The organism is Agromyces mariniharenae, assembly GCF_008122505.1.
GTDB classification, from domain to species: Bacteria; Actinomycetota; Actinomycetes; order Actinomycetales; family Microbacteriaceae; genus Agromyces; species Agromyces mariniharenae.
Window position 1 is genome coordinate 148,949 of sequence record NZ_VSSB01000002.1, and the last position, 18,975, is coordinate 167,923.

The 18,975-nt window shown below is 72.4% G+C and carries 24 protein-coding genes; 15 read left to right on the top strand and 9 right to left on the bottom strand.

Annotated features, from left to right (window positions below; translation table 11 throughout):
* Positions 1-66 precede the first annotated feature (66 nt).
* From ychF to FYC51_RS14025, 3 genes are all read left to right on the top strand, one after another.
* The gene (gene ychF, locus FYC51_RS14015; RefSeq protein ID WP_148734428.1) at positions 67-1,140 is read left to right on the top strand and encodes a redox-regulated ATPase YchF; all 1,074 of its coding nucleotides are present in this window, start codon (positions 67-69) and stop codon (positions 1,138-1,140) included.
* 127 nt (positions 1,141-1,267) lie between these two features.
* Positions 1,268-1,567 (top strand): hypothetical protein, encoded by a 300-nt coding sequence (locus tag FYC51_RS14020; protein ID WP_148734429.1) that lies wholly within the window; start codon positions 1,268-1,270, stop codon positions 1,565-1,567.
* Between the two features lie 8 nt (positions 1,568-1,575).
* Positions 1,576-3,111: an FAD-dependent monooxygenase gene (locus FYC51_RS14025; protein ID WP_238476392.1), complete on the top strand. Its 1,536-nt coding sequence runs from the start codon at positions 1,576-1,578 to the stop codon at positions 3,109-3,111.
* 16 nt (positions 3,112-3,127) lie between these two features.
* Here FYC51_RS14025 and FYC51_RS14030 read toward each other — a convergent pair whose 3' ends face one another.
* Together FYC51_RS14030 and FYC51_RS14035 are read right to left on the bottom strand one after the other, a co-directional pair.
* Positions 3,128-3,418 carry a putative quinol monooxygenase gene (locus FYC51_RS14030; RefSeq protein ID WP_148734430.1) on the bottom strand — a complete coding sequence of 97 codons (291 nt, stop codon included), beginning with the start codon at positions 3,416-3,418 and terminating at the stop codon, positions 3,128-3,130.
* A gap of 101 nt (positions 3,419-3,519) precedes the next feature.
* Entirely contained in the window at positions 3,520-4,110 is a 591-nt protein-coding gene (locus tag FYC51_RS14035; RefSeq protein ID WP_148734431.1) for a 1-acyl-sn-glycerol-3-phosphate acyltransferase, read from the bottom strand.
* Between the two features lie 483 nt (positions 4,111-4,593).
* On the opposite strand from FYC51_RS14035, the gene FYC51_RS14040 reads away from it, so the two are divergent.
* The 6 genes from FYC51_RS14040 (at position 4,594) to FYC51_RS14060 (ending at position 8,530) form a co-directional block, all read left to right on the top strand.
* Positions 4,594-5,118: an RNA polymerase sigma factor gene (locus FYC51_RS14040; protein ID WP_148734432.1), complete on the top strand. Its 525-nt coding sequence runs from the start codon at positions 4,594-4,596 to the stop codon at positions 5,116-5,118.
* Between the two features lie 41 nt (positions 5,119-5,159).
* Positions 5,160-5,678, top strand: coding sequence for a nitroreductase family deazaflavin-dependent oxidoreductase (locus FYC51_RS14045; protein ID WP_148734433.1), 519 nt, complete (start codon positions 5,160-5,162; stop codon positions 5,676-5,678).
* Positions 5,679-5,808: 130 nt separating this feature from the next.
* Positions 5,809-7,176: a hypothetical protein gene (locus tag FYC51_RS14050; protein WP_148734434.1), complete on the top strand. Its 1,368-nt coding sequence runs from the start codon at positions 5,809-5,811 to the stop codon at positions 7,174-7,176.
* A gap of 61 nt (positions 7,177-7,237) precedes the next feature.
* Entirely contained in the window at positions 7,238-7,387 is a 150-nt protein-coding gene (locus FYC51_RS19320) for a hypothetical protein (protein WP_187432672.1), read from the top strand.
* Between the two features lie 67 nt (positions 7,388-7,454).
* Positions 7,455-8,213: an MBL fold metallo-hydrolase gene (locus FYC51_RS14055; protein WP_148734435.1), complete on the top strand. Its 759-nt coding sequence runs from the start codon at positions 7,455-7,457 to the stop codon at positions 8,211-8,213.
* Between the two features lie 107 nt (positions 8,214-8,320).
* Positions 8,321-8,530, top strand: a complete 210-nt coding sequence (locus tag FYC51_RS14060; RefSeq protein WP_148734436.1) for a dodecin — start codon at positions 8,321-8,323, stop codon at positions 8,528-8,530.
* Here FYC51_RS14060 and FYC51_RS14065 read toward each other — a convergent pair.
* The gene (locus FYC51_RS14065; RefSeq protein ID WP_148734437.1) at positions 8,496-9,059 is read right to left on the bottom strand and encodes a hypothetical protein; all 564 of its coding nucleotides are present in this window, start codon (positions 9,057-9,059) and stop codon (positions 8,496-8,498) included. The genes FYC51_RS14060 and FYC51_RS14065 overlap by 35 nt on opposite strands.
* A gap of 121 nt (positions 9,060-9,180) precedes the next feature.
* On the opposite strand from FYC51_RS14065, the gene FYC51_RS14070 reads away from it, so the two are divergent.
* Positions 9,181-10,059: a DNA-formamidopyrimidine glycosylase family protein gene (locus FYC51_RS14070; protein WP_148734438.1), complete on the top strand. Its 879-nt coding sequence runs from the start codon at positions 9,181-9,183 to the stop codon at positions 10,057-10,059.
* 67 nt (positions 10,060-10,126) lie between these two features.
* Here FYC51_RS14070 and FYC51_RS14075 read toward each other — a convergent pair whose 3' ends face one another.
* The gene (locus tag FYC51_RS14075) at positions 10,127-10,432 is read right to left on the bottom strand and encodes a DUF4190 domain-containing protein (RefSeq protein ID WP_187432673.1); all 306 of its coding nucleotides are present in this window, start codon (positions 10,430-10,432) and stop codon (positions 10,127-10,129) included.
* 46 nt (positions 10,433-10,478) lie between these two features.
* On the opposite strand from FYC51_RS14075, the gene FYC51_RS14080 reads away from it, so the two are divergent.
* The gene (locus FYC51_RS14080) at positions 10,479-11,045 is read left to right on the top strand and encodes a histidine phosphatase family protein (protein ID WP_148734440.1); all 567 of its coding nucleotides are present in this window, start codon (positions 10,479-10,481) and stop codon (positions 11,043-11,045) included.
* Between the two features lie 6 nt (positions 11,046-11,051).
* Here the strand turns inward: FYC51_RS14080 and FYC51_RS14085 are convergent, their stop codons facing one another.
* From FYC51_RS14085 to FYC51_RS14095, 3 genes are all read right to left on the bottom strand, one after another.
* Positions 11,052-11,879: a hypothetical protein gene (locus tag FYC51_RS14085; protein WP_148734441.1), complete on the bottom strand. Its 828-nt coding sequence runs from the start codon at positions 11,877-11,879 to the stop codon at positions 11,052-11,054.
* A 97-nt stretch (positions 11,880-11,976) separates the two neighbouring features.
* Positions 11,977-12,360, bottom strand: a complete 384-nt coding sequence (locus FYC51_RS14090; RefSeq protein WP_148734442.1) for a DUF4180 domain-containing protein — start codon at positions 12,358-12,360, stop codon at positions 11,977-11,979.
* Between the two features lie 44 nt (positions 12,361-12,404).
* Positions 12,405-13,163: a hypothetical protein gene (locus FYC51_RS14095; protein WP_148734443.1), complete on the bottom strand. Its 759-nt coding sequence runs from the start codon at positions 13,161-13,163 to the stop codon at positions 12,405-12,407.
* Between the two features lie 58 nt (positions 13,164-13,221).
* On the opposite strand from FYC51_RS14095, the gene FYC51_RS14100 reads away from it, so the two are divergent.
* From FYC51_RS14100 to FYC51_RS14110, 3 genes are all read left to right on the top strand, one after another.
* Entirely contained in the window at positions 13,222-14,082 is an 861-nt protein-coding gene (locus FYC51_RS14100) for an Fpg/Nei family DNA glycosylase (protein WP_148734444.1), read from the top strand.
* Positions 14,083-14,145: 63 nt separating this feature from the next.
* Complete coding sequence (locus tag FYC51_RS14105) at positions 14,146-14,730, top strand: GNAT family N-acetyltransferase (protein ID WP_148734445.1); 585 nt, start codon at positions 14,146-14,148, stop codon at positions 14,728-14,730.
* Positions 14,731-14,751: 21 nt separating this feature from the next.
* Positions 14,752-15,240, top strand: coding sequence for a nucleoside deaminase (locus FYC51_RS14110; protein ID WP_148734446.1), 489 nt, complete (start codon positions 14,752-14,754; stop codon positions 15,238-15,240).
* 74 nt (positions 15,241-15,314) lie between these two features.
* Here the strand turns inward: FYC51_RS14110 and FYC51_RS14115 are convergent, their stop codons facing one another.
* The gene (locus FYC51_RS14115; RefSeq protein ID WP_148734447.1) at positions 15,315-15,962 is read right to left on the bottom strand and encodes a hypothetical protein; all 648 of its coding nucleotides are present in this window, start codon (positions 15,960-15,962) and stop codon (positions 15,315-15,317) included.
* A 91-nt stretch (positions 15,963-16,053) separates the two neighbouring features.
* Positions 16,054-17,922, bottom strand: a complete 1,869-nt coding sequence (locus tag FYC51_RS14120) for an anthranilate synthase family protein (RefSeq protein WP_148734448.1) — start codon at positions 17,920-17,922, stop codon at positions 16,054-16,056.
* Positions 17,923-18,120: 198 nt separating this feature from the next.
* On the opposite strand from FYC51_RS14120, the gene FYC51_RS14125 reads away from it, so the two are divergent.
* Entirely contained in the window at positions 18,121-18,975 is an 855-nt protein-coding gene (locus FYC51_RS14125) for a putative protein N(5)-glutamine methyltransferase (RefSeq protein ID WP_148734449.1), read from the top strand.

Here is an 18,975-nt window from a genome sequence, read left to right on the forward strand (position 1 = left end):
TATGGGGCGGTCCCGACATCCGTTGCACAGCGTCGCCCCGCCCGCCGCCCGGTACGATGGACGCCCGTGGCACTCACCATCGGAATCGTCGGACTCCCGAACGTCGGCAAGTCGACCCTCTTCAACGCCCTCACCAAGAACCAGGTGCTCGCTGCGAACTACCCGTTCGCGACGATCGAGCCGAACATCGGCGTGGTGAACCTGCCCGACCCGCGGCTCGAGACGCTCGCCGGCATATTCGGCTCCGAGCGCATCCTGCCCGCGACGGTGTCGTTCGTCGACATCGCCGGCATCGTGCGGGGCGCGAGCGAGGGCGAGGGCCTCGGCAACAAGTTCCTCGCGAACATCCGCGAGGCCGACGCGATCGCGCAGGTCGTGCGCGGATTCGAGGACTCCGACGTCGTGCATGTCGAGGGCGTCGTCGACCCGAAGAACGACATGGAGACGATCAACGCCGAACTGATCCTCGCCGACCTCGAGACGCTCGAGCGCGCCATCACGCGCTACGAGAAGGAGGTCAAGGGCAGGAAGCTCGACCCCTCGGTGCTCGCGGCCGCAAAGGAGGCGCAGGAGGAACTGCAGAAGGGCACGCCCCTCTCGGCCTCGAAGGTCGACATCGCGCCCATCGCCGAGCTCGGGCTGCTCACCGCGAAGCCCTTCATCTACGTCTTCAACGTCGACGAGGCAGTGCTGACGGATGCCGCGAAGAAGGCCGAGCTCGCGGCGCTCGTCGCGCCCGCCGAGGCCGTGTTCCTCGATGCGAAGATCGAGTCCGAGCTCATCGACCTCGACCCCGCGGATGCCGCGGAGCTGCTCGCGTCGACGGGGCAGGACGAGTCGGGCCTCGACCAGCTCGCCCGCGTCGGCTTCGACACGCTCGGCCTGCAGACCTACCTCACCGCCGGCCCCAAGGAGTCGCGCGCCTGGACGATCCGCAAGGGCTGGAAGGCCCCGCAGGCGGCCGGCGTGATCCACACCGACTTCGAGAAGGGCTTCATCAAGGCCGAGGTCATCTCGTTCGGCGACCTCGTCGAGACGGGCTCGGTCGTCGAGGCCCGCGCCAAGGGCAAGGCCCGCATGGAGGGCAAGGACTACGTCATGCAGGACGGCGACGTGGTCGAGTTCCGGTTCAACGTCTAGTCGATGGTTTCCTCGTCCGCCTCGGGTTCTCGGGGTCGGCGGGCATCGCGTCCGAGTGCTTCGCGACGATCAGGCTCGCCGATTGGCTGAGGGTTCGCGACGACCGATTCCTCGTCACCGGGGCCGTGTGCCCTCAGCTTGGCGGTCGTTCTTCGGCGTGGAGCCGGGCCGGTGGACGACGATTCGCTCGTTCCTGTTCGACGAAGACCTCGCCACGGCGCTCGAAGGCGCATTCGCTGCGTTGGTGGGACTCGCGTTCTCCGTCGCAGGTGTGATCGAGGTCATCCTGCATGGGACGTGGAATCTCTGGTCACTCCTGATCGGACCGATACTCCTTCTCGGTGGAGCTGTCTTGGGATCCGTGGCGTGGGTCGGACGCACCATCAACGATCGCGCCGCTCGCAATGCGAACGTCCACGACGAATGATCGAAGCCGTGCTGGGCATCCTCGTGAGGATCCTCTTCTGGCCGGTCGCCCGAACCTGGTTCAAGATGAAGCCCATGACTGACGTGATCGTGGTCGGGGCCGGGCCGGCCGGGATGATGCTGGCCGGCGAGCTGGCGCTCGCGGGTGTCGATGTCGCCGTCGTCGAGCGTCGGACGACCTCCGAACTCGTCGGGTCGCGCGCAGGCGGATTCCACTCGCGCACGATCGAGATCCTCGACCAGCGCGGGATCGCCGATCGGTTCCTGGCGGCGGGGCAGACCGCGCAGACGGCGAGGTTCGGGACCTCCGTGCTCGACATCGGCGACCTCCCGACGCGGCATCCGTACGGCCTCGCGCTGTGGCAGAACCAGATCGAGCCGATCCTCGCCGGCTGGATCGAGGAGCTCGGGGTTCGTGTGGAGCACGGACGAGAGGTGACCGGCTTCGTGCAGGACGAGGACGGCGTCGAGGTCGAGTTCTCCGATGGCGAGACACGGCGCGCGAGCTACCTCGTCGGCGCCGACGGCGGCCGCAGCGTGATCCGCAAGGCGGCGGGCATCGAGTTCCCCGGCTGGGAGGCCACCCGCAGCAACCTCATCGCCGAGGTCGAGGTGACGGAGGAACCGCCGTCGGGCATGCGCCAGGACGAGTCGGGCACCCACGGCCTCCTGCCGATGCCGGGCGGGCCCACCTATCGCGTCGTGACGACCGAACGCCGGCTCGTCACGGCCGCGGATCCGACCCTCGCCGATCTCAGCAACGCCCTCACGGCGGTCTACGGCACCGACTTCGGCGTGCACGATCCGACCTGGATCTCGCGATTCACGGATGCCACGCGCCAGGCTGCGACGTATCGGAACGGGCGCGTCCTGCTGATCGGGGACGCCGCGCACATCCACTCTCCCGCCGGCGGCCAGGGCATCGGCCTCGGCATCCAGGACGCCGTCAACCTGGGCTGGAAGCTCGCGCAGGTCGTGAAGGGGATCTCACCGCAGTCGCTGCTCGACACCTACACCGCCGAGCGGCATCCCGCCGACGCGCGGGCGCTCGAGCTCTCGATGGCGCAGACGGTCCTCCAGCGGGCGGACCCGCGCACCGCTGCCCTGAACGAGATCCTCGACGACCTCCTGATGACGGATGCCGCGCGCAGGCAGCTCGCCGCCCGCATCCACGGCCTCGACGTCGCCTACGACCTCGGCGCGGGGCATCCGCTGCTCGGCCGACGGATGCCGGACCTCGACCTCGAGATCGCGCGCACCCCGACGCGGGTCTCCGAACTCCTGCACGATGCCAGGCCCCTGCTGCTCGACTTCGCCGACCAGCGGCGGTTCGAAGCCTCACCGTGGGCGGGCCGGGTGCGAGTGGTGGACGCGCGATTCACCGGCGCGTGGGAGCTGCCGGTGCTCGGGCAGGTCGCGCCGCCGACCGCCGTGCTCGTGCGGCCCGACGGCCACGTCGCCTGGGTCGAGGACGGGACGGAGGAGCCGCTCACCGATGCCCTCACGCACTGGTTCGGCGAGCCTCGTCCCGCGGATGTGCGCTGATGGAGGTCGACGGACGTCACAGCGGGCGGACGACCGTCACCCTGATGGGTGCGGCGAGGACCTCCATCAACGGTGCGTAGGCGCCGGTGGCCGCAGCCTCCTGCATGTGTTCGATCCGAGCCTCGGCCGACTCCCAATCGGCGAGTTCGACCAACACGTCGGGGTCGTCGATCGCCTCGTATCGGGTGCTGCCGAGGAAGCCGCGTTGTGCCGGTCCCTGGGCGGCGACCAGGTCGTCCATCACTCGTGTGACGTCTTGCCGCCGTCCGGGCAGGGCCCGCAGTTCCACGATCACCTTGATGGCCATGTCATCACGTCCTCGGTCCGGAGGTCAGCAGGCAGCGCGGTGCGCTGTGTCGGAGCCTACGGCAGTGGCCCGGGTGCGGCACGCGTCGGGCCGGGGCGATATCAGTCGATCGTGGAACCGTCCGCCACATCCTCCGACCGCAGGCGAGGCTCGGTGCGCAGGTGCGGGCGCAGGCCGGCCTTGTCGGCGTAGAAGACGCGGATCCGATCCATGTCGGCGGGAACTTCGCCGGTGAGCTCGATCGTCGGGCCGAGGCCCGTCGTCATCGTCGTGCGGTCGACATAGCCCAGCGTGACGGGCATGCCCGTCTCCCTGGCGATGCGGTAGAAGCCCGACTTCCAGTACTCGTTCGCGCCGCGCGTGCCGTCGGGCGTCACGACGAGGCCGAACACCTCGCCCGAGTGCACCCGATCGACGACCTCGCCGACGACGCGGCCCGGGTCGGAGCGATCGACCGGGATGCCGCCGAGCGCCCGCATGATCGGCCCGCGCCATCCGGCGAACAGGCTCTTCTTGCCGAGCCAGCGCACGTCGATGCCGAGCCGCCAGGCGATGCCGAGCATGAGCACGAAGTCCCAGTTGGAGGTGTGCGGCGCCCCGACGAGCACGGTGGGGCGATCGGGCGCCGGCTCGCTGACGAGGCGCCAACGACTGCAGGCCCAGTAGACGCGGGACACGAGTCGTCGGAGCATCCGGCAACCGTATGCCACGCCGTATGTCTCGGGCGGCATGCGATCGACCGCGGGGATCAGTCCCGGGTGCCCGTCCTCCGCGCGAACCCCGCGAACCGCTCGTGCACCTCGACACCGCCGCCGCCCGGCATCATCGCCTTCTGCTCGAGCATCTCGCGAGCCCGGTCGCTGATCGACCCGTCGACCGCGATCCCGGCGTCAGCGGATCCCGAATGTGAGCGAATGTCACGAACCTCTTGCGTCCTGCGCCGGCCGGCGTATGATCATGTGCACCACCGGAGGACGCTCCGGCATAGAAAGGCCCCGACGAGTCGACAGACGCCAGGGCCTTTCAGGCTGTCTGGGGTCTTCGCGTCCGTTCGCATGCGGTTCGTCGGCAGCATTCTCCTCGTCCTCGTGCAAGACTCGGGCCAGGCGCGACACAGGCATGATGTGAGGATCGTCAGCACCGCCGTAGCCGCCGACACGACCGAGGGGGTGCCGATGGCCGACGGTGCCGATGCGACATCCGACCGCGCCGACGACCTCGAGTGGTTCACCGGCGTCGTGCGCGAGCACTCGACGGCCCTCGTGCGGTACTTCGCCCGTCGCGGACCGCGACAGGATGCCGAGGACCTCGCCGCCGACGTGTTCGCCACCGCATGGCGCCGACGAGACGACGTGCCCCGCGAGGCCGTGCTGCCGTGGCTGTATCGCACGGCGGGCTTCACGCTCGCCAACCATCGGCGCAAGATCGTCGACCTGCCCGTCGACGAGGTACCCGAAAGCGGGTCGGCACGCGTCGCCGACGATCCCGAGCTGAGCATGCTCTTCGACGCGGAGCTCCGCGGGGCGCTGGCCAGCGTCGGCGAGCGTGACCGGCAGATCCTCCTCCTGCATGCGTGGGAGGGCCTCGACGGTGAGGAGCTCGCCGCAGTGCTCGGCATCTCGCGATCGGGGGCGGACGCCGCGCTCTCGCGCGCTCGCAAGCGCCTCCGCGACGCCTGGGGCGAGCGCCTCTCGTTCTGACGGGGAGGTCGCAGCGCAGCTCCCGGCCTCACAATGGAGGCATGGTGGAGCGCCGGGGGATCACCGCGTGGATGGTCACGACGCGCTGGATCGTGCGCGCCCCCATCCCGCTGTTCCGGGCGGGGTTCGGCTTCGTGTTCGGCGGCCGCCTCATGATGCTCGAGCATCGTGGTCGTGTGTCGGGCAAGCGCCGATACACCGTGCTCGAGGTCGCCGAGCACGAGAGCCCGACGAGCATCGTCGTTCCATCGGGATTCGGGCCGCACGCGCAATGGCTGCAGAACGTCCAGGCCGAACCGCGCTGCGGCGTGAGCGTCGGTTGGCGTATCCGGGTGTCGGCCCGGGCGACCGTGCTCGACGCCGCCGAGAGCAGGGTGAAGCTCGCCCGCTATGCGGCGCAGCATCCGATGCTCTGGCCGCGGCTCGAGCGCCTGATGGCCGAGGTGACGGGTGAGGACCCGCCCGTGATTCCGCTCGTGCGGCTCGAGTTCGCCGAGCCGGTCCGTGTCACTCGGCGTGCCGTCTCGATGATCTCAGCCCCGCGGGCGTCGTCCGCCTGACGCCTGCACGGAGCGGCGCCCGGCGCCCTGCCGTGCAGGGCCGGCCGGCGGTGCGCACGGGACTTGATGCAAGGTCCGGGGTGCTCGGCACACATCCATCAGTGAACGGATGTCACGGAGGGTGATCGACATGAACGACCGGCACGACGACGAGCTCGACCCCGTCGAGCGGCTGCGGTCCGCCGACCCCGCTGCGAACATCGCGCCGAGCTCCGGCTTCGCCGACGGGGTCGTCGCACGAGCCGCAGCGGATGCCGCGGGCGAGGGCGAGCCGGCGCACGAGGCCACTCCGTCCGAGACAGCGACCGTCGCCGACCTCGCCGCCGAGCGGGCCCGCCGCCGCAACCGCTGGCTGACGGCCGCGGCCGTCGCGGCATCCGTGCTGATCGTCGGCGGAGCCGGCTACGCCGTCGGCGCGACGACCACCGGGACCAGCACCGTCGCCGGCGGTGCCGCGCCGCCCATCTCGCTGCAGTCGGGCGTCGATGCGGCGACCGAGCAGGCCGTGCCGCAGCCCGACGCGGCCGCCGGTGCGCCCGAGAGCGCCAAGACGGCGCCGGGTTCGGGCGCGACCGATCGCTTCATGCCCTCCGGCTACGGCCGGAACGACTTCAGCGCGTCGGGCCTGTCGACCGACGAAGGCACCGCGATCGCCTTCGCCTACGACGCGCGCGCGGCCTCGAACGCCGAGACCGTCGGCGCGCTCGCCGCGGCGCTCGGCCTCTCGGGCACGCCCGAGCTGAAGGACGGCGGCTGGGTCGTCGGCCCGCAGGACGGCACGTCGGCATCCCTCTGGGTGGGCCTCGACGGCACGCTCTCCTTCTCGTACTGGGATCCCCAGCTCAACCCGTGGCAGTGCGCGCCCGACGCGACGGTCTGCGAGCCGACCGGCACGCCCCCGAGCGAGGCCGCGACGATCGACAGGCTGCGCTCCCTCATCTCGTCGGTCGGACGGGATCCCGGCGACTTCGAGTTCGCCTCGCAGGTCTACGAGGGCTCGCCCACGCGCACCGCGCAGGCGTGGCTGCTCGTCGACGGCCAGCGCACCGACCAGGGCTGGTACCTCGAACTCGCGGAGGACGGCATCGTCAACGCCTCGGGCGCGCTCGCTGAGCCTGTGCAGCTCGGCGAGTACCCGATCGTGAGCGAGCAGGAGGCGTTCGAGCGCCTCTCCGACCCGCGCTTCGGACCCGAGGTGATGGCCTTCCCGTTCGCGATGGAGGCCAGGGCGGCCGACACGATGGAGGCGATCGAGCCCGACGCACCCACCGAGTGGGTGCCGCCGACGGAGCCGCCCGCAGTCCCGTCGGAGGGCATCGCGCTCGCGTGGCCGGTCAACGACGTCGAGATCGTCGAGGCCCGCCTCGGTCTCGCGACCCACTGGCAGCCCGACGGCAGCGTGCTCCTGGTGCCCGCCTACGAGTTCACGGATGCCGCGGGCGGCACCTGGTCGGTCATCGCCGTCGCCGATTCCAAGCTCGACTTCGCGACCGAATAGCCCGCGGACGGGGGTCCGCGGGACCGTAGCGCCGGAGCGGCCGGATGCGTACCCTTGGCAGATGCTCGCATGCCCCGAACACGACCTCCCGGTCGAGCGCCACGAGGACGTGGACGCCTTGGACACCCGACTCGGTCGACGCACGCCGCAGGTCTGGTACTCCTGCAACGAGGGGTGCCACCTCTCGGGTCAGGAGCTCGTCGACGACTAGTCGCTGCCGGCGATGACGTCGACCACCGTCCGACTCGCAGCGGGCGGACGCCGATCAGGGTGGAGCGATGATGAAGCAGGTGGCCGACGGCGTCTGGGTGCGCCAGAGCGAGTGGGTGTGGAGCAACTCCACGGTGGTCCGCGTCGACGACGGGTTGATCCTGGTCGATCCCGGCATCGACGGTGCCGACCTGAACGCACTGGCTGATGAGATCGAACGTCTCGGCCTCCCGGTGATCGCCGGATTCTCGACGCACCTGCACTGGGACCACCTGCTCTGGCACGCCCGCTTCGGCGACGTCCCGCGATATGCCACCGCCCCGTCCGCACGGGCGGTCGACGCTGTGCGGGACCGTGCGCAGGCGATGGCGGCCGAGAGCGCCGAGGGCGTCCCGCTCGAGCTGATCGGGCTCCTCGCGCCGCTACCCGCCGACGGTGGACCGGTGCCGGGCGAGCTCATCGAGCACGAGGCGCACGCCGTCGGCCACGCCGCGATCCTCATTGCGGACCGCGGCGTCCTGATCGCCGGCGACATGCTCTCCGACGTGCTCATCCCGCTCCTCGACTTCCGCCGCGACGGGCAGGTCGACGCCTACGCGGACGCCCTCGACAAGCTCGGGGCGGCCGCCGCGAACGTCGAGGTCCTGATCCCCGGGCACGGCGCCGTCGCGGAGGGCCCAGAGGTGGCGGCCCGCCTCGCCGCCGATCGCGCCTACATCGACGCGCTGCGACGCGGCGAGGAACCCGTCGACGCGCGCCTCGAGCAGGAGTGGCTCGCCGGTCCGCACCAGTCCAACGTCGAGCAGGCCCGACGCGCGTCGGAGTGACCGCCGGGGTCGCCGCGATCGCGATCGCGAGCCCGCCCTATCGGTTCCGACGCGCCGAGGGCTAGGGTCGAGGCATCCCGCGACGGCGCGGGGGTGGGGAGCCGGCCATGAGCAATCACGTCTACCGCGTCACCGAGATCGTCGGGACCTCTCCCGAGGGCATCGACACCGCGATCCGCAATGCGATCTCGCGCGCGACCGCGACCCTGCGGCACGTCGACTGGTTCGAGGTCGTGTCGGTGCGCGGCGAGGTCGAGGGCAACGACGTCGCGCACTACCAGGTCACGTTGAAGGTGGGATTCCGGCTCGAGGACTGACGCCCGCGACGAGCGGGCCCGACACCTCACGGCGCAGGCGTGCGTCGATGGGGAGGCGCAGTCCGAGCCGCTGCAGCTCCGCGGCCATCCAGGTGCGCCGACGTCCGGTGCGGAACCGGTGCACGAGCCAGCCGACGAGGATGTCGGCGACCCCGCCGATGTAGACCAGCCAGAACCACCACTGGTAGCCGGGTGCGGCCAGCAGGTACACGACCCCCACGATGAGCACCACGATCCCCGCTGCGTACGCGACCGAGCCGACCGCGCGCATGGTGGGCAGCGGCGGGGCCGCCTGCCGGAGCGACCAGACGATCGCGTGGTCGTCGCGCAGCTGCTCGAGCAGTCGCCGCTCCGACGAGGGCGGCATCGAGTCCAGCACGGAGGTGAGGCTCTCGGCGCGTCGCAGGTCGTCGGCGTTCGAGCGGAGGCGCGGCACGATGATGGCCCCGGCGATCGTGATCAGCGTCACGATGATCGGGATGACGATCCCGTCCACCTCCGTTGGACCCGCGACCTGGGCGTGAAGCATGCTCACCTTCTCTCGCCTCGGCCACAGGCTAGCAGCGGCCCGAACGGCCCCGACAGCCGCCGCGGTCGGGGATCAGCCGCGAGGCGTGGCGGTTGTCGCCGGGCCGTGCGAGGCTGGGCGCATGCCCGAATCCCCTGAGGTGCAGGCACTCGCCGACGATCTCGGCCGGCGGCTCGCGGGTCACGAGATCCGCGGCGTCGACGTGCTCGAGTTCAGGGTGACGAAGACGCGAGCGCGTCCGCTGGAGTCGCTGGTCGGTCGCCGCGTGGCCGGCGTCACGCGGCGCGGCAAGCTGCTCGACGTCACCCTCGACGACGACGCGCACTTCGTCGTGTCGCTCGGGCGGCACGGCTGGGCGCGCTACGGCGGCGCCGAGGCATCCGTCACCGAGGCATCCGTCACCGAGGCGCCGAACGCCGAGTCCGAGCCGCCACCGCCCGCGCTCGTCTCGATCGAGTTCGACGACGGCACGACGCTCGAGCTGACGGATGCCGGTGACTGGATCTCGCTCGGCGGCTGGGTCGTCGACGACCCCTTCGAGGTGCCGGCCGTGGCCAAGCTCGGGCCCGACCCCGCCGACCCCGACTTCACGCGAGCGGACTTCGACGCGGGGGTCGTCGGCCGGCGCAAGCAGGTCAAGGCCGTGCTGCAGGAGCAGGAGTCGCTCGCCGGAATCGGCAACGCGTACTCCGACGAGATCCTGCATGCGGCGCAGCTCTCGCCCGTCGCCCACGCCGCGTCGCTGGGCGGCGACGAGCTCGACCGCCTGTTCGCGTCGACGGTCGGCGTGATCTCCGAGGCGGTCGCGGCGCGCAGCGGGGTGCCGATCGACCAGCTCAAGGCAGCCAAGGTCGCCGCCATGCAGGTGCACGGGCGAACGGGCGAGCCGTGCCCCCGGTGCGGCGACGAGATCCGCGACTTCTCGTTCGCGAGCACCACGGCGCAGTACTCGGCGACCTGCCAGACGGGCGGCGAGGTGCTGCCGCTGCGCAAGTCGTAGCGGCGGACCCGGCGAGGAAGCTCGTCGGAGCCGCCGACCGGCCGGCTCAGCCTCGGACGGCGGGGCCTCAGCCGGCCGAGACGAACCCCGTCGACAGGATGGACAGCAGCATCGTGAGCCACACGATGAAGAAGACCACGCTGAAGGCCGTGAGCGCGTAGCCCGCGATGAGCCCGGTGAGCGCGAGCACGCGGCCCTCCTCGCCGGTCCGAGCGATCTGGCGCAGGGCGAGATGCCCGGTGATGATCCCGGCGATGGGGGCGATGAATCCGGCGATGATCGCCACGATCGAGAGCACGTTCGTTCGCGAGACGGCGGGAGCCGGCGGCGCGGCGGGATACGCCGTCGCGGGGGCAGCGGGGGGCAGGGTCATGATTGGGATCCTACGGCTGGATCGAACGCGGACGTAGGGTCGTACCGTGGACGCCCGCATCCTGCTCGTGCGGCACGGCGAGACCGACTGGAACACCGAGGGGCTGGTGCAGGGCCGCACCGACCTGCCGCTCAACGCGCGCGGGCGCGAGCAGGCCGACGAGGTGGCGCGGGCGCTCGGGGGTCGCGGCATCCGTCGCGTCGTCAGCAGCCCGCTGCACCGCGCGACGCAGACGGCGGAGGTCATCGCGGAGGCGCTCGGCCTCGACGGCTTCGACGTCGACGCCGGCCTCGTCGAGCAGGCCTTCGGTCGCGCCGAGGGACGGCGCTGGGCGGACGCGACGGCGGAGTTCCCCGACGGCGTGCCCGGCATCGAGGACCGGCCGTCCGTCGTCGCCCGGGCGAGGGCCGCGCTCGAGCGCTGGGCCGTGCCGGGGGAGACGATCGCGGTGGTCACGCACCGGGGCGTCATCAACGCGCTCCGCCTCTCGGTGGGCGAGCACCCCGACACGGTCACGCCCGCGTTCGGGAACGCGTCGATCCACGAGCTCGTGCTCGCCGGCGGTCGGCTGCGCGCCGGCGGTCGGCTGCGCGCCGGCGACGACCACGAGTGACCGCGCTCAGTCGGGCGACCCGAGGGGAGCGGTGCCCGTCCCGTCGGGCACGGTCCGCACCTCGAGGAGCTCCTCGCGGCCGCTGCCGCCTGACACCGCGAGCGTGAGCACCGGCCCGACGCCCGGCGCGTAGAACTTCAGCTCCTGGACGTCGGGTTCGAGCGGCGTCGTGTCGCGGGTCAGCACCGCGCCGCTGAACGAGCCGTAGGGGACCTCGACGAGCTCGGAGTCGCCGAGCACGGCGCCGGCGTCCTCGGCCTCGCCGGCGAGGTACTCCTGCCGGTACGTCATGCCCGGCTGCGGGTCGGCCGGCATCGCGATGCCCGGGAGCGCGCCGTCGACGCCCGCCTCGAAGCTGCCCTCGCGCGACACGACCTCGCCGCCCTCGAACTCCGCGGTGTCCTCGCCGAGGTACCAGACAGCGCCGTCGGCGTCCTGCGCGTACCAGTCGAACGTGTCCTCGACGAGCTCGTCACCCCGCATCACGGTGTCCCGCACGACGCGCGCCTCGATGCCGTTCGCGATCCGCTTCGTCTCGGAGGTCACCGTGACGCGCACGGTGAGGTCGCCCTCGGGATCGGTCTCGCGGTACACCCATTGCGTGCCCGGCGTCATCGGCCAGTAGGGGTTGTCGATCTCGGTGGTGAAGTCCGCCGGGTCGAGCTCGACGGGGTCATCGCCCTGGGGGAGCACTGCGGCCGAGCCGGGCGCCGCGGAGCCGCCGGCCGGGGCCGTGGACGCGGGCACCGGTGAGGACGCGATGCAGCCCGCCAGTGCCGCAGTGCTGCTCGTGGCGACGACGAGGGCCGTGAGTCTCCTGGTGATCGAGTCCATCGGATGCCTCGATTCCCGCGCACGCTCGGCGCGGTGCCCCTCCAGCATCCGTCGGGGTGCTGGCCCGCCGCGAGGGCGGAGTGCCGTTCGGCCCGCGTCAGCGGCCGGCGCGGACCCCGGCCCGATCGGCGAGCCGGCGCTCGAGGTCGGCCTCGGACTCGACGAACCACACGTGGTCGGCGCGGTTCGACTCGCGCACGTAGTCGCGCAGCGCGTCGCTCTTCGCGACGTGGGCGCTGATGTCGCCCACGACCGCGAGCCGCAGGCGGTAGTTCACGAGCTTCTGCGTGATCTCGCCTGCGAGGCCGGTCTTCAGCCGGAAGAACTTCGGGTCGAGGCGCTCGACGGGCACGGCGATGAGCTCGGCCTGGTGCGACCAGGCCGAGCCCACGAGGTCGGTGGCGTCGTCGGGCGTCGAGATGGGCTCTCCCTCAGCCTCGAGGAGGAGCACGCGGACGCCGTGGTGTTCGTCGATGCGCATGAGACGACCCTAGCCCCCGGACGGGGGTGGCGGGTCATCGCTCGCTACGGCGAGCCGAGGCAGGTGACCTGGTTGATCCAGCCGTAGGCGTAGTCGTCGTTGCCGTAGACCACGGGGATCGCCTCGTCGGCCGCGACGTCGGCGAACTCCATCGTGTCGGTGACGTCGGGCAGGAGCGCGTCGGCGTCGTTCGAGAACCCGAGCTGCACCTGCAGCGTCCCGCAGTCCGACTCGGTGAAGAGCGCCGCCTCCCAGCAGCCCTGCGCGTAGTCCGTCGAGCAGTCGGCGTCGTAGCGTCCGTCCAGGTAGAACTCGAGCGCGGCCGGGAACGCGAAGTACGTCTCGCTGGATTCGTAGCGCTCGACGCCGTCCTCCGACACGTCCGGGCCCTCCGAGCCGTCCGAGCCGCCCGATACCCGCTCGTCGAGCTCCTGCTCGATGGTCTCCTGCGCGGTCGTGGCCGCCTGCGTCAGGAGGTTCATGGCGCCGATGGTCCCGAACGTGATGAGCGCGAGGAGCGCGACCCCGCCGGCGACGATGCCCGCGATCACCCCGCCCGAAAGGCCGCGCTTCCGCGGTGGCGCGACCGCGGCATCCGTCGTGCCTGCCTCCTGCAGGAGCACCTGCCGGGCGGTCGCCAGGGTGGCCGCCCACTGCTCGGCCTCCCGGCGCTGCGTCGGGTCCTGGTAGCGCGACGGATGCCGCGCCCAGTACTCCTCGGAGTAGGCGCGCTCGACGAGCTCGACGGTGAGGGGTGCGTCGGGGAAGATGCGCAGCACCTGCCGCGCCGTGATGGGGTCCACAGGGTGATCGTAGGGCGAGAACGGCCATGATGTCGCCCGCGGGTGAGACGATGGCATGGTGCCCGAGCTGCCCGAGGTCGATGCGCTCGTGGGGTTCCTCCGCGAGCGGGCGGTCGGCCATGCCGTCACCGGGGCGACGGTCGCCGCGATCTCGGCCCTGAAGACGTTCGATCCGCCGCTGCAGGCACTCACCGGTCGCACGATCGATGGCGCGCGGCGGCACGGCAAGTTCGTCGACCTCGAGCTCGGCGACCTGCACCTCGTGTTCCACCTCGCACGCGCCGGCTGGCTGCGCTGGTACGAGGAGCTGCCGAAGACCGTGATCCGCCCGGGCAAGTCGCCGATCGCCCTGCGCGTGCGGCTCGACGACGGCTCGGGGTTCGACCTCACCGAGGCGGGCACCAAGAAGTCGCTCGCGGTCTACGTCGCGCACGACCCCGCCGACGTGCCCGGCATCGCGCGGCTGGGTCCCGATCCCACGGCACCCGACTTCACGCTCGACGACTTCGCGGCGATCCTGAAGGGGCGACGCACGCAGGTCAAGGGACTGCTGCGCGACCAGTCGGTCTTCGCCGGGGTCGGCAACGCGTACTCCGACGAGATCCTGCACAACGCGCGCATGTCGCCCTATGCGCTCGCCGCGAACCTCAAGCCCGACGACGTCGAGCGCCTCTACCGGGCGCTGCGCGACACGCTCGACGAGGCGGTGGCCGGTGCCGCCGGCCGCCCGCCCGAAGAGCTGAAGGACGGCAAGCGCAGCCGCATGCAGGTGCACGGCCGCACCGGCCAGCCGTGCCCGGTCTGCGGCGACACCGTGCGCGAGGTCATCTTCGCCGACTCGACGTTCCAGTACTGCCCCACCTGCCAGACAGGCGGCAAGCCGCTCGCCGACCGGGTGCTGTCGCGCCTCCTGAAGTAGGTCCCTGCGTCACCGAGCTGGGGCCGAACCCCGGTGTCGGATGCCGCTGCGAGACTGTCGACGATGACGTACCTGCACACCCCTCGCCTCATGCTCACGGCCCTCACGCTCGACCACCTCGACGACTACCACCGCGTCTACGGCGACCCGCGCACGTGGGAGCACCTCCCGAGCGGTCGCCACGTCGATCGTGCCCAGTCCGCCCGTGCCATCGAGCGCTCGATGGCGAGTCGCCGCGAGCACGGATTCGGTCACCTGGCGGTCACGCTGCGCGAACCCGTCGGCGAGCTTCCGCCCGGCGGGTTCATCGGCACCGCCGGCGCCGCGATGCTGCCGTTCGGCGCGTGGAACCTCGGCTACCGCTTCCTGCCAGAGGCGTGGGGCCGCGGGCTGGCGGGCGAGGCCGCCGCCGCGTCGATCGAGGCGGCCAGGGCCACCGCGCCCGACGTGCCGGTCACGGCGCGCGTGCTGGCGAACAACCCGGCGTCGATCCGCGTGCTCGAACGGCTCGACCTCGAGCTCGCATGGCAGGGCGTCTCGTCGACCGCGCCGACCGGGCCCGACGACACGACCCATCTCGAGCGGCTGGTGTTCGCCGACCGTCCGCTCGACGAGGCGATGCTCCGCGAGGTCATCGCTCTCGGCTGATTCCGGGGGCAGACTGCTTCCATGGCCATCTCCGAGACCGACCTCGTCCACCTCCGCCGCGCCGTCGCCCTCGCCGAAGAGGCCGCCGACGCGGGTGACGGCCCGTTCGGCTCCGTGCTCGTCGACCGCGACGGGGTCGAACGGTTCGCCGACCGCAACCGCGAACAGAGCACCGGCGATCCGACGCGGCATCCCGAGATCGAGATCGCGCGCTGGGCCGTGACGCACCTGACCCCCGCAGACCGCGCCGCCGCGACCGTGTACACCTCGGGGGAGCACTGCCCGATGTGCTCGGCGGCTCACGCGTGGGTGGGTCTCGGCCGCATCGTCTTCGTCGCGTCGTCGGCGCAGATCTCCGCGTGGCGCGCCACCGCAGGCGCGGGCCCATCGGCCGTGGCGGCGCTGCCCATCGCGGTCGTCGCGCCCGGGCTCGTGGCCGAGGGTCCGATCGACGGACTCGCCGACGAGGTCCGCGTGCTCATCGAGCGGGAGGCCGCGCCGGGAGCGTGATGCTCCCAGCGGCCACCTGACATGCGAACGGGCGACGGAGCGTGCTGCTCCGCCGCCCGCACGGGTGCTTGCGCCTAGACGGGGCGCCCGGTCTCGGTGTCGCGGCGTTCGCGCGTCGCGGACTGCGCGTCGAGGGTCGCGCGCTCTTCCCGCGCGGCCTGCTCGCGCTCCGCGGCCGCCCGCTCGTCGGAGGCGGCGTCGCGGTCGTCAGCGGCTGCGACGCGGTCGTCGCGCATGGCTGTGCGCTCGTCGCGAGCGGCCACGTGCTCGTCGTGGGCGGCGACGCGCTCGTCGCCGTCGGCCGTGCGCCCGCCGGCGCGCGCCTCGGCGACCGCGGCGCGGGCCGCGTCCTCGTCACGCACCACGTCGGGGTCGACGTCGTCGGCCTTGCGCATTCGCTCGTCGGTCTGCGTGCGCAGCTGCTCCGCGTCCGCCCGGTGCGCGGCGCTCTCGCGCTCGAGGCGCTCCGCCTCGAGCTTCGCCTGCATGGCGTCGGCCTCGGCCTGCTTCGCCGCGGCCGCCGCGGTCGCGGCATCCGCCTCGCGCTCACGGCGCGAGACATCGGTCTCGTATGCGTCGCGGCGCAGCTCCTCGGCCTTGCGGCGCTCGGATTCGAGGTGCGCCTCGCGGCGGCGCCGGCTGGTCATGAGCCACGCGACCACGATGATCGCGATGACGACGACGATGCCGACGATGATCCAGATGATGGTGCTGGTTTCCACAGGGAACCGCCTCCTCGGGTCGGGTCGCGTCCAGCCAAGCCCGTGAGGACGCCTGGCGGCAATGCCTTGCCAAACGTCGCCGAGTGGGGGATCATCCGCGCGCCCGGCCCGCGCCGGCGGGCTCCTGCACCTCCGCCCGACGGACGAGGAGGTCGTCCAGCAGGCGCTCGAGCACGGCGAGGCCGTCGGGCGAGGTGACCGACTCGAGGTGCCCCTGCACGGATGCCACGGCGGGCCCCCGCAGTGCGTCGACCACGTCGGTCGTGGCATCCGCGGCCACCTCGAGCCCGAGCCGCGGGCTCATCGAACCCGCCGGTGCGAGGGCGGAGAACGTGTTGTAGAAGCCGATGGCCGCGCGCTGCCCGAACACGTCGACGTCGAGCTGCACGCCCTGGCGCGGCGCGGGCAGCGGCGCGAGCTCGAGCCCGGCGAGGCCGGCGAGCACCTGGTGGCTCAGGCAGACCGCGAGGAGCGGTCGACCCGTCGCGAGCCGTGCAGCGATGAGTTCGCGCAGGCGGCCGACTCGAGGGTCGTCGAGGTCGCGCGGGTCGCCGGGACCGGGCCCGAAGACGACCAGGTCCTCCGACGGCGCCTCGGCCGCGTCGTGCCACGGCACCACCCGCGGCTCGAGCCCGAGGTGGCGGAGCTGATGGGCGAGCATCGTCGTGAAGTCGTCGCCGGCGTCGATGACGAGTGCGGTCGCCGCCCGCGGGGGTCTCGCCGCCTGCGGCGTCCGCCAGAACGGCGCGAGCCGGTCGTTGCGCGACTCGAGGAGCGTCTCGAGGCGGGCGGCGTCGACGCGCCGGTCGGAGGACGCCGCACGTGGGAGCGCGCCGAGGGCCGTGAGCACGCCGGCCGCCTTCGCCCGGGTCTCCGCCACCTCGCCGTCGGGGTCGGAGTGACGCACGAGGGTCGCGCCGACGGGCACGCGAATGCGGCCGACGCCGTCGACGTAGGCGGCGCGGATGAGGATCGGGGCGTCGACGTCGTAGCCGCCCCGGCGCGGCGTGAAGCGGGCGAGCACGCCGGCGTAGTAGCCGCGCGGCGTCGGCTCGTGCCGCGCGATCACCGCGCACGCGTTCCCCATCGGCGAGCCCGTGACCGTCGGCGCGAACATCGTGCGCCGCAGCACCTCGCGCGGGTCGAGCGACGAGCGTCCCTCGAGCAGGTACTCGGTGTGCGTGAGTCGCGACATCCGCTTGAGGAACGGACCACGGATGCGCCCGCCGTCGGGGCAGACCGCGCTCATCATCTTGAGCTCCTCGTCGACGACCATGACGAGCTCCTCGCGCTCCTTCACGTCGTCGAGGAAGGCGAGCAGGGCGTCGTCGTCGTGCGCCGCGTCGCCGTGCCGGAACGTGCCGCTGATCGGGTTCATCGAGATGAGCCCGTCGATCGACGACACGTGCCGTTCGGGCGTCGCACCCACCGCGGCGAGCTCGGGGGTACTGAACGCGAACGTCCAGTACGCGCCCGTCTCGTGCTCGAGCAGTTGCCGGAGCCAGCCGAGCACCGCGACGGCGGGCGCGGCATCCGTCGACCCCGTGAACTCGCGGCGGATGACGAAGTTCGCGCCCTCGCCGCGCCCGATCTCGTCGTCGATGACGCGGCGCACGACGTGGGCGTAGTCGGCGTCGCTCACGTCGACGTCGAGGTCGTCGACGATCACCGGATGCCGCGGCAGCTGCGCGATCGCCTCGGCGACGCCGAGCGACTCGCGGTCGCGCACGACGAGGCAGCGGATCGGCGCGCCGTCGTCATGCGCCGCGAAGCCGCGCTCGCGCACCTGGCGGAACGGCACGAGCGCGAGCACCTCCGCACCGTCGAGCGGGATGTCGGCGAGGCGGTCGACGTCGACGACGTCGCCGACGAGCACGTCGAGCACCGGTTCGTGCTCGCGATGGATCACCGCGAACGGGGGCGCGTCGGCGGCGAGGAGCGAGGGGAGCAGGCGGGTCATGTCGGTCTCCGGTCGGGCCCTCGGCCGGAACGTCCCCGCACATGCGAGACGACCGCCCTCGGGCGGTCGTCGTGCGTCGGTACGCGTGGAGGGCCGCCTAGGAGGCGGGCCACCAGGTGCGGATCGACGCGGTCATGACGAGCACTCTATGGCATGCCATCGACCGGCGCACCCCGCGTGGCGCGCCGTTACGATGCGATGGTGCACGCAGGCCCCCGTTCCGAGAACCTGCCGCCGGCATCGCCGGCGTCGGAGCCCGATCCCTCCCTCGTCGCGCGGCTGCGCGCCGCCGGCTGCGTCTTCGCCGAGGACGAGGCGCTGCTCCTCGCGGCGGCGGTCGAGGGCCGGGCGGATGCCGCGTCGGAGCTCGAGCGCCTCGTCACGCGCCGCGTTGCCGGGGGGCCCCTCGAGCAGGTGCTCGGCTGGGCGGAGTTCGCGGGCCTGCGGATCGTGGTGGAGCCCGGCGTGTTCGTGCCGCGGCGGCGCACCGAGCTCCTCGCCGCTGAGGCCGGTCGGCTCGCGTCCGCCGTCGCCGGGCGGCCCGCGGTCGTGGTGGACCTCTGCTGCGGCGCGGGTGCGATCGGGGCGGCCGTCGTCGCCGCGGTCGAAGGCGCCGGGGGCCGTGTCGTTCTCGTCGCCGCCGACATCGACCCCAACGCCGTGCGCGCCGCGCGCCGCAACCTCGAGCCGCTCGGCGCCCTGGTCGTCGAGGGCGACCTGTTCGACCCCCTGCCGGCCGACGTCCGGGGACGCGTCGACGTGCTCGCCGTGAACGCGCCGTACGTCCCGACCGCGGAGATCGCGATGATGCCGCCCGAGGCGCGCGACCACGAGGCGCACGTCGCGCTCGACGGCGGCGACGACGGCCTCGACGTGCACCGACGCGTCGCGGCATCCGCCGCCGAGTGGCTCGCGCCCGGCGGTCACCTGCTCGTCGAGACGAGCCGCGGCCAGGCGGCCCGCACGACCGCCGCGGTCGAGGCCGGTGGGCTCGAGACGCGCGTGCTGCGCGACGACGAGCTCGACGCCACGGTGGTCGTCGGACGCTGCTGA